We start from the raw sequence: 12,355 nt of genomic DNA on the forward strand, positions 1-12,355 counted from the left end.
CCGCGGGCGCGACGCTCACCTCGACCTGCTCGCGCGAACCGCAGGAGGGCTCTATCGCGCTGGTGAGCCAGTCCGGCGCGCTGGCGTTCACGACGTTCTTCGAACGCGCGGCCGACCAGGACGTGCACTTCAGCCACATCGTCTCGACGGGGAACGAGGCCGACCTGACCACCAGCGACTACGTCGCCTACCTCGCCGCCCAGCCCGAGGTCGACGTGGTCTGCACCTACGTCGAGGGGATCGCCGACCCCGAGCGGTTCATGCGCGTCGCGGACGCGGCCACCCGAGCGGGCACGCCGGTCATCTCCGTGAAGGTGGGCTCCTCGGAGGTCGCCGACGCGGCGACGCTCTCCCACACCGGCTCGCTGACCGGCGACGACGACGCCTGGAACGCCGCGTTCCGACAGACCGGCGTCGAGCGCGCGCCGGACATCCCGGACCTCCTCGCCCGTGGGAGCGCCCACGCGGCCTACGACAGCCCCGACGGCGACCGCGTCTGTGTCGCCTCGACGAGTGGTGGGCTCGCGAGCCTGCTGGCGGACATGGCCGCCGAGCGCGACCTCGAACTGCCGGACATCGACGGCGAGACCGAGGAGACGCTACTGGAGATGGATGAGCTACTCACGTTCGGCGAGTTCCACAACCCGGCGGACATCCGTGGCTACGGCGCGGAGGTGCTCCCCGAGATCGCCGAGACGCTGTTCGCCGACGAGAGCTTCGACGCCTACGTGTTCGCGATCGGACTCTCGGGCGTCGACAACCGCGCCGAGCAGGTCGCCGCCGACCTCCAGTCGATCGTCGCCGACGCGGACGCGCCCGCGGTCGTGCTCTGGACCGGCCGGAAGGAGCCCGACGACCCGACCGAGACGCCGCCGTATGCGAAACTCCGCGAGCACGTCCCAGTGTACGAGGACCCGGCGAAATGTATGGACGCGGTCGCCTCGCTCGCCGACTTCGGCGCGACGATGGCCGAGCGTGAGAGCCGCCCGGCCCGCACGGAGCTCGCCGAGTCGGTCGCGTCGCCGGCGCTCGACCTCCCCGCGAACCGCGTGCTGACGTGGCGGGAGTCGGCCGACCTGCTCGCCGCGTTCGACGTGCCGCTCGTGGACACGCGGCTCGCCACGAGCAGCGACGAGGCCGTCGACGCCGCCGGCGAGCTCGGCTACCCCGTCGTGCTGAAAGTCGACTCCCCCGCGATCCCCCACCGGACCGACGTCGGTGGCGTCGCGGTCGGGCTGGAGACGCCCGAGGCGGTGCGCGCGGCGTACGACGAGATCGACGCGGCCGCCCGGGCCGAGGCCGCCGACGACGAGATCGAGGGCGTGCTCGTCCAGCCGATGCTCGCCGACGGCGTCGAGGCGCTCGTGGGAATTTCGCCGGACGAGGTGTTCGGCTCGCTGGTCACCGTCGGCCCGGGCGGCGTGCTCGTCGAGGCGATGGACGACAGCGAGGTGCTCGTGCCGCCGTTCTCGGCCGCGGAGGCCCGGGAGGCCGTCGAGTCGACGGCGCTGTCGACGCTGCTCTCGGACCGCCGCGGCGGCGAGCCGATCCCGCTGGAGCCGTTCGTCGAGTTCCTCGTCGGGGTCGGCGACCTCGCGGCCGCGGTCGACGACGTGGCAGAGCTCGACCTCAACCCCGTGATGGTCACGGCCGAGGGACCGGTCGCCGTCGACGCGCTGGTTCGAACGAAGTAACGGCGAAAAACGGTTTTCTGCGGCGGACTACTCCCCGCCGGCGCGATCGAGCAGTCGCCGGTAGCGGTCGACCGTCGCGGTGTCGAGGAACACGCCCTCGACCTGCAGCGAGTCGCGGTCGGACTCGTCGAACGCGTCCACCAGCCGGCGTGCCTGCGCCAGTTCCTCCTCGTCGGGCGCGAACACGTCGTTGATCACCGGAGCCTGCGCGGGGTGGATCGCGGTCATCCCCACGAACCCGAGCTCCCGTGCCCGCTTCGCGACCGCCCGCAGCCCGTCGGTGTCCGCGATGTCGAGGTGCACCGACGCGACGGGGTCGACGCCCGCCATCGACGCGTACTCGACGGTCAGCAGCTCCAGGCGCTCCCGGATCCGGTCCGGGGTGCCGGGCGCACCGACGGCCTTGCAGTAGTCCGCGAAGCCGAAGGAGAGGCTGACGGCGCCGGTCTCCCGGCAGGCGTCGGCGATCTCCGCGCCGGCGTGCATCCCCGTCGGCGTCTCGATCGTCACCCGGAGCCGCGGCGGGTCGTCGGTGCGGTCGGTCAGCGCCGACCAGGCGGCCCGCACGTCGGCGCCGGACTCGACCATCGGCAGCGCGACGGCGTCGGCGCCGCAGTCGACCGCGGCGTCGACGTCGGCGGCGAATTGGTCGGTGTCGGCGGCGTTGACCCGGACCGCGACCTCGCGGTCGGTGTCGAGGGTCGGCACGACCTCCCGCAGGTTCGCCCGCGCGGCGTCCTTCCCTTCGGCCGGGACGGCGTCCTCGAGGTCGAACACGAACGCGTCGGCCTCGGTGTCGACGGCCTTCCGGAGCATGTCGGCGTCGTCGGCCGGGGTGAACAGCGCGGAGCGCCGGGCGCTCATGGCGCGCTCGACCCCTGCTCCTGGGGGAGCTCCTCGCCGGTCGTACCGGCGGCGTCGGTCGCCCCCTCGTACCGGTCGAGCAGCTCCGCCTGCACGTCGTCGACCGGGAAGTAGCAGGCGGCCTCGTGGCCCTCGTCGACCCACGCCGCCCGCTCGGGCTCGCTCTCGCGGCACTCCTCGGTCGCCTTCGGACAGCGCGGCGCGAAGTTGCAGCCCTCGGGGAGGTTCACCGGGTTCGGCGGCTCCCCGGGCAGCAGGACGCGAGTGCGGTCGACCGCGGGGTCGACGTTCGGCGACGCCGCGAGCAGCGACGCCGTGTAGGGGTGTCTCGGCCCCGTGACGATCTCCCGGGTCTTTCCGACCTCGATCACCTGGCCGAGGTACATCACCGCGAGTCGGTCGGTGATCTGGCTCAGGCTCGCCAGGTCGTGGGAGATGTAGACGATCCCCATGTCCCGCTCGGTCGCCATCTCCCGCAGGATGTTGAGGATGCTCGCCTTCAGCGACACGTCGAGCATCGACGCCGGCTCGTCACAGATCAGCAGCTCCGGGTCGAGCACGAGCGCCCGCGCGATCGCGACGCGCTGTCGCTCCCCGCCGGAGAGCTGGTGGGGGAAGCTGTCGATGTACTTGTCGACGGGGCTGAGCCCCACGTCCGCCAGCGTCTGCCGGACGCGTTCGGTGATCTCGTCGCCCTCGACGCCCTGGATCTTCAGGGGCTCGGACACCGCCGCGCGCACCTTCTGGCGCGGGTTGAGCGAGTCGAACGGGTCCTGGAAGATGAACTGCACCTTCGAGCGGAACTCCTTGCTGTCCCCCGACAGCAGCTCCTCGACGGGCGTCCCGCGGAACCGGATCTCGCCGTCGGTGTGTGTCTGGAGCGCGGCGATCACCTCGCCCAGCGTCGACTTCCCGCAGCCGGACTCGCCGGCGACGCCGACGATCTCGTTCTCCCGGACGGTGAGGTCGACGCCGTTGACGGCTTTCACGTAGTCCTTCTCGCGACCCATCAGCTGGTCCACGATCGACTGGCCCTGTTCGAACCACTTGGTCAGCCCCTCGGTCTCGAGGATCACGTCGCCGGCCTCGCGGCCTCCCTGGTCGACGGGGTCGAGCCCCCAGGTCTCCGGATCGACCGCCTCCTCGCGGAGCTCCTCGACGCGGTCGACGTGGTAGCAGGCGGACTGCTGGTTCTCGACCTCCCGGAGCGCCGGGTGTTCGCGCTCGCACTCCTCGGTCGCGAACGGGCAGCGGTTGCTGAACACACAGCTCGTGGGCTCCCGCGTGAGGTCCGGGAGCGAGCCGGGGATCGAGACGGCCTGACTGTCGAACTCCTCGATGTCCGGGAAGGAGTTCTTCAGCCCCATCGTGTACGGGTTGGTGGGGTTCTTGAGCACGTCGTCGGTCGAACCCTGCTCCATCACCTTCCCGCCGTACAGCACCGACACGTCGTCGCAGGTCTCGGCGATCACCCCCATGTCGTGGGTGATCAGCAGCATCGAGGAGTCGATCTCCTCCTGGATCTCCAGCAGCTTGTGGACGATCTTGTCCTGGACGATCACGTCCAGCCCCGTCGTCGGCTCGTCGGCGATGATGAGGTCCGGATCGAGCACGAGCGCCATCGCGATCGTGACGCGCTGGCGCATCCCGCCGGAGAACTGGTGGGGGTACTCCTCGGTCCGCGACGGGTCGAGGCCGACGATGTCGAACACCTCCTCGACGCGCTCGTTGGCCTCGGCCTTCGTCACGTCCCGGTGTTTGTGCATCGCCTGCCGGATCTGGGCGCCGACGCTCATCACTGGGTCGAGCGAGTCCATCGCGCTCTGGGGGATGTACGCGATCTCCTCCCAGCGGATCTCCTGCCACTCCTGCTCCGAGCAGTCGAGCAGCTCCCGGCCGTCGAACTTGATGCTGCCCGCCTCGACGTTGCCGTTGTCGTCGAGCAGGCCGAGCACGGAGTGGGCGACGGTGGACTTCCCACAGCCGGACTCGCCGACCAGCCCGTAGTTGCTGCCGTCGTCGATCTCGAAGGAGACGCCGTTGACCGCGTGGACGTCGACCTCCGAGGTGCTGTACGTGATCTTCAGGTCTTCGACTTCGAGTAGGCTCATTCGTCACCTCGTAGTTCAGGGTTGACGACCTCCTCGAACGCCCGTCCAACCAGGAAGACGGCCGTGGTCACCGCGGCGATACCGATCGCGGGCGGGAACACCCACCACCACGCCTCGCGCATGCCGCCCGAGGCGAACACCTGGCGGAGCATCCGGCCCCACGAGGTCGTCGTCGGGTCGCCGAACCCGAGGAACGCCAGCGACGCCTGGCCGGCGATGGCCCACGCCACCGCGTACGCGGTGTAGAGGAAGCCGATCCCCAGCACGTTCGGCGCGACGTGGAGGAACATCGTCCGGAAGTGGCCGGCGCCGCTCGCTCGCGCGGACTTCACGAAGGTGCGTTCCTTCACCGTCAGCACCTCAGAGCGGATCACCCGCGCGGGCATCTTCCAGAAGAACGCGACGATCACGGCCGTGATCAGCGCGATGCTGGGCGTGACGAACGTCAGCACCAGCAGCGCCATCGGCAGGAACGGCAGCGAGAACGTCAGGTCGGTGAGCCGCATCAGCGCCTCGTCGACGCGCCCGCCGAAGTAGCCGCTGACGAGGCCGACCAGGAAGCCGATTATCCCGGTGCCGATCCCGCCGAAGAAGCCGACGATGAACGTCGGGCGGGCGCCCTCGAGGAACTGGCTCAGCACGTCCTTCCCGTACGTCGTCGTGCCCAGCGGCGCGGCGTCGTTCGGCTCGGACATCCGCATGATGCCGCCGTCCTCGGTCCGCATCGTGTGTTCGATCGGTTCGTACGGCGCGAGCTCCGGGCCGAAGATCCCGAGGAACGTGAACGCCGCCAGGATGGCGACGCCGAGCTTCGCCGCGTTGTCCTCCAGCACGAACAGCGCCGTCCGTCGCGACCGCTTCCAGAGGTCGCCGAGTCGGTCCTTCGCGGTGTCAGTGTCCATGTTGAGCGTCGACATCAGAGATCACCCTCCTCGACCGTCGGGTCGATCTTGGCGTACATCACGTCGGCCAGGAGGTTCATCACGATCACCGCCAGCGCCATGATGAACACCGCCGCCTGGACCGTCGGGTAGTCCTGTTGGTTGATCGCCTGCACGAGCGTCCGGCCGATGCCCGGCCACGCGAACACCACTTCGAGGGTGATGACGCCCTGGAACAGCATCCCCATCCGCAGCGCGAAGTAGGTCACTAGCGGCAGCATCGAGTTCCGGCCGGCGCGGGCGAGCTGTTCGCGCTCCGTCAGCCCCTTCGCGCGGTGGAGCGTCAGGAACGCCGACCCCTTGCGCTCGATGACGGAGTTCCGTGCGAGCAGCAGGAAGTCGCCGCTGTAGTACAGCACCGTCGCGACGAACGGGAGGAAGTAGTGTTTCGCGAAGTCGACCGCGAAGTACGTCTCGATGGCCCCCTGTGGGTTGTCGAGCGGGCTCCGCATCCCGAAGGCGGGGAAGATCCCCAGCTGGTAGGCGAAGATCACCAGCAGGAAGATCCCCGTGACGAACACCGGCGTCGAGCGGAAGAACGTCGTGACGACGATGCTCCCCTGCTCGAACGCCGAGCCGCGGTTCCAGCCGGCGTAGAGGCCGGCGATGGAGCTGACGATCGCGGTCGTGATCAGCGCCGGCACCAGCAGCACCAGCGTGTTCAGCAGCCGCGGGTAGATGATCGCGCTGACGGGGCGGGACTCCGCGATGGAGTAGCCGAAGTTCAGCGTGAGCAGGCTCTGGATGTACTTGACGTACTGGACGTAGATCGGCTCGTTGAGGCCGTACTGTGCCTCCAACTCGGCCACCTGCTCGCCGCTGAGCCCGCCCGAGGCCACGAGCGAGCTGAACGGGGTCCCGGGGAGCGCCCGGAGCGTCACGAAGATGATCGAGACGGACACGAGTGTCAGGAGGAAGGCGATGACGATCCGCTTGATGAGGAATCGACGAAAGGTCATAAAGTGATAGCGGGAGCGGGGTTAGGAGAAGTCGGGCTGGTCCAGATCCTCCCGGTTGGCGTGGCCGTCCTCGACTCGTTCGGCGAAGGCGTCCCACGCGTCGCCCGAGGGCCAGACGAGGTTGTCGTCGCCGTCGAACGTGTAGCCCGCCGCTTCGAGCATCGCCCGGGCACCCTCGACGTCGTACTCGTAGGTGGGGATGTCGCCGTTGTAGAACGGCGTCAGCATCGGCGACAGCAGGTTCTGCCCCTCGATCACGTCGCCGCGGCCGCCGAGGACGCCCTCGACGAACCCCTCCTTGTCGGTCGCGTGGCTGAGCGCCTGTCGGAACACCTTGTCACGCAGGAGCGGCACCGTGTGGTTGAGGTGCACGTCGAGCGGCGCGAAGTTGCTCGCGGTCTGTTTCTCGACGCCGTCGGTCTCGGCCGCGCGGTCGGCCTGGTCGTTCGACAGCGTCGTCCCGGTGGCGTCGATGTCGCCGGACTGGAGCGCGCCGATCAGCGCGTCGGTGTTGCCGACGTTCGCCCAGACGATCTCGTCGATGCCGTCGCCGGCGACGAAGTAGTCCCCGAGTAGCTCCTCGCGGGTGTCCTCGTCCCACATCCAGTGGCTCTCGTTCTTCTCGACGCGGAACTGCGACCCCTGGCTCCAGTTGACGAACTGGAACGGCCCGGTGCCGACGGGGTTGTCGGGGCTGTAGTTGGCCGGGTTGTCGACGTCCTCCCAGCGGTGTTTCGGGAGGATGACGCTCCGCACGACCCGCTGGGTGAGGAACGCGGCGTCGGGCTCGGAGAGGTTGAACCGCACCCGCCCGCCGTCGCCCGGCTCCACGATCTCGACGCTCTCGATCGGGCCGACGAACGGCCCCATCTCCGGGGAGTTCTGCTCTTTGAACAGTTCGACGCTGAACTTCACGTCCTCCGGGGTGAACTGCTCGCCGTCGTGCCAGGTGACCCCCTCACGGAGGTCCATCTCGACGGTCGTGTCGTCGACGACGTCGGCGTTGACCGCGAGCGCCGGCACGATCTCCAGGTCCGGCGAGGCGTCGTACAGTCCGTCGTAGAGGTTCGTCAGCCGCTTCGCCTCGGGGCCGCCGGCGGCCCACGCGATGTTGAGGCCGCCCATCGACGCAGTGATCCCCTTCACCCAGGTCGAGGAGTCGCCGGTGGGCTGGAGGTTCACCTGCGTCCAGACGAAGGAGTCACGCGTCGTCCCGTTGCCGGGCGTCGGCACGTACCCCTCGAAGTTGGTGGTGTCGGCCGCGGTGATCACCTCGGTGAACGCGATCGCGTTGATGTAGGCGTCCTCGCTCGCCTTCGCCTGGATCTCGCCACAGAGTTCCGCGCGGCGCTCCTGGTCCTCGATCTCGGCGGCCTGCTCGTCGAGCAGCTCGGTGATCTCGTCGTTCCAGTAGTTGTAGTAGTTCCCCGACGTTTCGGGGTGCATCCGCATCAGGAACGGGTTCGGGTCGAGCCCGCGCTGGGGGTCGGGCCCGTGGGTGTTCATCGACACCGGAACCGTGTGGCCGGTGTCGGCGGCCCAGTACTCGTCGTACATCACGTTCGTCGGCACGTCGTCGAGCTCGGTCGGCACGCCCAGGTCGTTGAACGCGCGCTGGATCATCAGCGCGTGCTCGCGCATCCAGGGCTCCTCGTCGCTGGCGAAGTTGATGGTGATCGGCGCCACCGACGCCCCCTCCGTCGCCGTGTACTCGACCGGGATGTTGTCGTTCGTCTTGCCGTCTATCGGCCAGTCGTTCCAGAACTGCGTCTCGACGGTCTCCGCCTCGGGAACCGGGCTGCTGGTGCCGCCCCCGCCACCGCCGCCCCCGCCGCCACCGCCGTTCCCGCCACATCCGGCCAGCCCGACCGTCCCGAGGGCCGCCGTCGTCGTGAGCATCCGTCGCCTACTCAACTTCGTCGACTGTTTGTCACTCTTTCTTTTGCCAGACATTGTCACGGTACCTCTCTCTGCGTTGCTCATACATAATTATGAGGGTTCTTGATTTCTATAACGAATATTCGTGCAGTAGTGAATACGTCTGACGAATAGTACTACTGGTTGACTCACACGACCTGCCGACCGAAGCTGCAGCGATCCCCGAAGGGCTAACTTGCACGCGTCCGATCCCCCACCCGTGTCCGCTCCGTTCTCCGTCGGCGCCGCCACGCGCCGGCGTCGCCTCGCCCGGCTCAGCGGGCCGGCAGCGGTCGCCGTCGCCGTCACGGGGATCCTGGCGGCGACGGCGATCTCGCCGACGTTCGCCTGGCAGACGAGCGCGCTCTCGGATCTCGGGGTCGCCCCCCGGACCGCGTGGCTGTTCAACGGCTCGCTGGTCGTCGGCGGGCTCGTAGGGGCCCCCTACGCGTGGGCGCTGTGGAGCGCCGCGGCCGACCGCTTGAGCCACCTCCGCGCGGCGACGTACCTGTTCGCGCTGGTCTCGATGGCCGGCGTGGGGCTGGCGCCGGCCGGGCGACCGCTCCACGTGCCGTTCGCGCTCGCCTTCTTCGCGCTCGCCGCGCTGACCGCCGTCGTCGACGGCGTCGCGCGGTTCCGGCTCCCCCACGGGAAGCTCTCGTTGCTCTCGGGAGTACTGGCGCCGCTGGCCTGGCCCGCGTGGCTGGGCTGGCTCGGCGAGGGGATCGCGGTGCCGGAGTTCGTCGGCGCCGTGCTGTTCGGCGTCTGGGTCGTCGCGCTCAGCCCCGAGCGCCCCGGCCAGCCCGGGTAGCTACGTTGCGAGTTCGGCGAAGGCGTCGATCGCGTCGTCGTCGCCGGCGACGACCAGCGTGTCGCCATCGCGCACCCGGAGGTCGGGGCCGACGCTCGTCAGCGTCCGGCCGCCGCGCTCGACGGCGATGACGGTACAGCCGGTCCGGGCGCGCACGTCGGCCTGGCCGAGGGTCCGCCCGACCAGCGCCGGCGCCTCCCGCCGGACGACCTCCACCTGCGTCTCGGGGGTGATCACCTCCTCGTCGAGCAGCTTCGAGGCGAGCATCCGACCGCTGACGGTCGGAAGCGAGAGCACGTACTTCGCGCCGGCGCGGTACAGCTTCGGCGTCGAGTCGTCCTCGTTGGCCCGCGCGATGATCCCCGTCTCGGGGGCGACCTGTTTGGCGACGAGCGCGGCGAACAGCGCGGTGGTGTCGTCCGACAGCGCGAGCACGATCGCCTCCGAGGACGCCAAGTCGGCGTCCTCGAGGGTCATCGGGTCGGTCACGTCGCCGACCACGTCGACCCCGGGCTGGTCCTCGATGTCGACGACGGTGACCGACAGCCCCGCGGCGGTGATCGCCTCCGCGACCGCCGAGCCGACGACGCCGTAGCCGGCGACGGTGATGTGGCCCTGCGGCGGGTTGTCCTCGGCGAGGCTGCGCCGCTTCATCGCCTCGACGCCGTCCTCGGGCCCGACGACGAGCAACACGGTGTACTCGTCGATCACGCGGTTGGGGCCCGGCGGCGAGACGAACTCGCCGCGGAACCACGCGCCGACGATGTGGGTGCCCTGGAGATCGTGGACCCCACAGCCGCCGATCGTGCTCCCGTCGAGCGGCGATCCGGGCTGGATCAGCAGCTCGCTGATCTCGAGGTCGGCGGCGATCTCGACCGCGCCGTCGAGGTCGGTCGACACCGCCGAGGAGGCTTTCCCCGCCAGCGACTCGCCGAGCACGTTCCGGGGCTGGATCAGCTCGTCGGCGCCCGCGTAGCGGTGGTAGTCGGCGTGGCTCTCGTCCTCGACGAGGCTGAGCACCCGCGTCTCCGGCGCCACGTGCTGGGCGGCCAGGATCACGCTGGCGTTGGTCTCGTCGCCCGCGGCGGCGACGACGGCGTCGGCGTCGTCGGCCGAGACGGCCGACAGCGTGTCGCCGTCCTCGGGGTCGCCCTGGACGACCTCGACGCCGTCGGCCTGCAGCTCCTCGACGGTGTCGGGGTCGGACTCGACCACCACGTACGGCTGGCCGCGGGCGCCGAGCTCGGTGACGAGCGTGTCGACCGTCGGCGAGAACGCACAGATCACCACGTGGTCCTCGCCGTCGTACTCGCGTGGCGGCCCGGAGGCCAGCGCCTCCGCGAACAGCGGCAGCACGAACGCCGGCAGCGTGAGGAAGATGAGCGCGACGCCGGTGAACTGCATCGCGATCATCAGCGCGAGCATCGCGGTCGACTCCCACTGCGCGGCCTGCTCGCCGTAGCCGACGGTGGTGAACGTCTCGGCGACGACGTGGAGCGACTCGATGAAGCGCACGTCGATCCCCTCGAGCCGCGCCATCCCCAGCTGGTAGAGGACGGCGTAGACGAGCATCACCACTGCCGTCCCCAGGAGGTAGAGCCCCGCACGCCGCGCCGGATTCGCCATACACCGCGTAGTTGCGGTGGGGGCTAAAAACCGCCGGCCCTAGACGATCTGCCAGCCGCCGTCGACGTACAGCAGCTCGCCCGTGACGTAGCCGGCGGCGTCGCTGGCGAGGAACAGCGCCGCGGGCGCCACGTCGGTCGGGAACCCCGCCCGCCCCAGCGGCACGGGCTTGAGGAACTCGTCCGCCGCGGCGCCCTCCTGGGCCTCCTCGGTCCACCCGTCGAGGAACTCCGTCGCGATCTGTCCGGGCGCCACCGCGTTGACCCGGACGTCGTGCTCGGCGAGCTCGAGCGCCGAGCCGCGGGTGATCATTCGGATCGCGCCCTTCGTGGAGTCGTACTGCACCTGGCCGAACTGCGCGACGGCGGAGCTGATCGACGCGGTGTTGACGATGCTGCCCGCGACGCCGCGGTCGATCATGTCCTCGGCCGCGATCTGGGTGCCGAAGAACACGCCCTTCGCGTTGACCGCGTGGATGCGGTCGAACGCCGCCTCGGTGGTCTCCAGCATCGGGCCGCCGATGTACAGCCCCGCGTTGTTCACCATCACGTCGACGCCGCCGTGCTCGCGGGCGGCCTCGACGGCGACCGCGATCTCTTCGGGGTCGGACACGTCGGTCTCGACGAACGCGGCGGTGCCGCCCTCGGCCTCGATGCGCTCGTGGGTCGGTTCGTCGGCGTCGCGGTCCTTCGGCTCGGGGTCGACGTCGGCGTTGAGCACGGTCGCGCCGGCGTCGCCGAACGCCAGCGCGATCGCCCGCCCGATGCCGGAGCTCCCGCCGGTGACGATCACCGTCTCGTCCGTGAAGTCGTACTGGACCGTCCCCATGCCCGCCTGCAGGGGCGAGAGCCACTTAACTCCCGACGCGGCTGGGGGTCGGTCACGGGGCCGCACGCGCCCAAGACCTATCGGCGCCGACGACAACTGACGGGTATGACCCGCCAGGTGACCCGCGACGAGCAGTCGCCGACGTACCTCGACGAGGACGACGTGGACCCCGAGAAGGGCGACATCGCGGTCTGTCGCTGCGGGCTCAGCGACGACCACCCGTTCTGTGACGGCTCCCACCGCCGGACCGCGGACGAGGGCGACGGCGTCTACTGCTACGTCGACGGGCAGCGCCGCGAGATCGCGAGCGTCACCTTCGCCGACGGCGAGACGATCGAGTACGGCCCCGCCGAGGACGAGCCAACCGACTGACAGCTCGCCCCGAGCGCTTTAGGGCGATGCCGTCGACAGGGCTGCGTATGTACCGCACCGGCCACCTCGGGGTGTCGCTGCTGGTGTTCGCCCCGATCGGCTACCTGTTCGTCGCCGCCGGCGAACCGCTCGCGGCGCTGGTGACCGGCGGCGCGATGCTCTGGCTGGCGATGCTGCCCGACGTGGACAACCGGATCCCGGGGATCCCCCACCGCGGGCGCGACGCTCACCT

10 protein-coding genes and 1 pseudogene are annotated in these 12,355 nt (G+C 69.9%); 4 read left to right on the forward strand and 7 right to left on the reverse strand.

From position 1 onward, the window contains the following. Window positions 1-1,694 (forward strand): acetate--CoA ligase family protein (locus ACP95_RS11605; protein ID WP_049981365.1); only part of this gene is annotated, 1,694 nt, incomplete at its 5' end. A 27-nt stretch (window positions 1,695-1,721) separates the two neighbouring features. Here ACP95_RS11605 and ACP95_RS11610 read toward each other — a convergent pair. Genes ACP95_RS11610 through ACP95_RS11630 form a run of 5 tightly spaced genes read right to left on the reverse strand, consistent with a single transcriptional unit; the run spans window position 1,722 to window position 8,468 of the window. Further along, window positions 1,722-2,558: an HpcH/HpaI aldolase/citrate lyase family protein gene (locus ACP95_RS11610; protein ID WP_049981366.1), complete on the reverse strand. Its 837-nt coding sequence runs from the start codon at window positions 2,556-2,558 to the stop codon at window positions 1,722-1,724. Further along, window positions 2,555-4,669 carry a dipeptide ABC transporter ATP-binding protein gene (locus tag ACP95_RS11615; RefSeq protein WP_049981367.1) on the reverse strand — a complete coding sequence of 705 codons (2,115 nt, stop codon included), beginning with the start codon at window positions 4,667-4,669 and terminating at the stop codon, window positions 2,555-2,557. The genes ACP95_RS11610 and ACP95_RS11615 overlap by 4 nt, the downstream gene beginning before the upstream one ends. Continuing rightward, window positions 4,666-5,571: an ABC transporter permease gene (locus ACP95_RS11620; protein ID WP_394324979.1), complete on the reverse strand. Its 906-nt coding sequence runs from the start codon at window positions 5,569-5,571 to the stop codon at window positions 4,666-4,668. The genes ACP95_RS11615 and ACP95_RS11620 overlap by 4 nt, the downstream gene beginning before the upstream one ends. 14 nt (window positions 5,572-5,585) lie before the next feature. Further along, the gene (locus tag ACP95_RS11625) at window positions 5,586-6,569 is read right to left on the reverse strand and encodes an ABC transporter permease (protein WP_049981369.1); all 984 of its coding nucleotides are present in this window, start codon (window positions 6,567-6,569) and stop codon (window positions 5,586-5,588) included. 21 nt (window positions 6,570-6,590) lie between these two features. After that, on the reverse strand, window positions 6,591-8,468 hold the full coding sequence (locus tag ACP95_RS11630) for an ABC transporter substrate-binding protein (protein ID WP_082224671.1): 1,878 nt from the start codon (window positions 8,466-8,468) through the stop codon (window positions 6,591-6,593). A 238-nt stretch (window positions 8,469-8,706) separates the two neighbouring features. On the opposite strand from ACP95_RS11630, the gene ACP95_RS11635 reads away from it, so the two are divergent. Continuing rightward, entirely contained in the window at window positions 8,707-9,297 is a 591-nt protein-coding gene (locus tag ACP95_RS11635) for a DUF998 domain-containing protein (RefSeq protein ID WP_049981371.1), read from the forward strand. On the opposite strand, the gene ACP95_RS11640 is transcribed toward ACP95_RS11635, so the two are convergent. Both ACP95_RS11640 and ACP95_RS11645 read right to left on the reverse strand, forming a co-directional pair. After that, window positions 9,298-10,923 carry a potassium channel family protein gene (locus ACP95_RS11640; RefSeq protein WP_049981372.1) on the reverse strand — a complete coding sequence of 542 codons (1,626 nt, stop codon included), beginning with the start codon at window positions 10,921-10,923 and terminating at the stop codon, window positions 9,298-9,300. It abuts the gene before it with no gap. A gap of 39 nt (window positions 10,924-10,962) precedes the next feature. Continuing rightward, the gene (locus tag ACP95_RS11645) at window positions 10,963-11,751 is read right to left on the reverse strand and encodes an SDR family NAD(P)-dependent oxidoreductase (protein ID WP_049981373.1); all 789 of its coding nucleotides are present in this window, start codon (window positions 11,749-11,751) and stop codon (window positions 10,963-10,965) included. A gap of 105 nt (window positions 11,752-11,856) precedes the next feature. On the opposite strand from ACP95_RS11645, the gene ACP95_RS11650 reads away from it, so the two are divergent. After that, the gene (locus tag ACP95_RS11650) at window positions 11,857-12,123 is read left to right on the forward strand and encodes a CDGSH iron-sulfur domain-containing protein (RefSeq protein WP_049981374.1); all 267 of its coding nucleotides are present in this window, start codon (window positions 11,857-11,859) and stop codon (window positions 12,121-12,123) included. Window positions 12,124-12,170: 47 nt separating this feature from the next. After that, window positions 12,171-12,355: pseudogene (locus tag ACP95_RS11655) on the forward strand (metal-dependent hydrolase); the annotation flags it as partial.

This window comes from Halolamina rubra, from assembly GCF_000739555.1.
GTDB lineage: Archaea > Halobacteriota > Halobacteria > Halobacteriales > Haloferacaceae > Halolamina > Halolamina rubra.

Bases quoted from the DNA above. Each gene is read 5' to 3' on its own strand.
- ACP95_RS11630 (WP_082224671.1), bottom strand. From the start codon at position 8,468: ATGCTCACGACGACGGCGGCCCTCGGGACGGTCGGGCTGGCCGGATGT.
- ACP95_RS11640 (WP_049981372.1), bottom strand. From the start codon at position 10,923: ATGGCGAATCCGGCGCGGCGTGCGGGGCTCTACCTCCTGGGGACGGCA.
- ACP95_RS11645 (WP_049981373.1), bottom strand. From the start codon at position 11,751: ATGGGGACGGTCCAGTACGACTTCACGGACGAGACGGTGATCGTCACC.
- ACP95_RS11610 (WP_049981366.1), bottom strand. From the start codon at position 2,558: ATGAGCGCCCGGCGCTCCGCGCTGTTCACCCCGGCCGACGACGCCGAC.
- ACP95_RS11650 (WP_049981374.1), top strand. From the start codon at position 11,857: ATGACCCGCCAGGTGACCCGCGACGAGCAGTCGCCGACGTACCTCGAC.
- ACP95_RS11620 (WP_394324979.1), bottom strand. From the start codon at position 5,571: ATGGACACTGACACCGCGAAGGACCGACTCGGCGACCTCTGGAAGCGG.
- ACP95_RS11615 (WP_049981367.1), bottom strand. From the start codon at position 4,669: ATGAGCCTACTCGAAGTCGAAGACCTGAAGATCACGTACAGCACCTCG.
- ACP95_RS11625 (WP_049981369.1), bottom strand. From the start codon at position 6,569: ATGACCTTTCGTCGATTCCTCATCAAGCGGATCGTCATCGCCTTCCTC.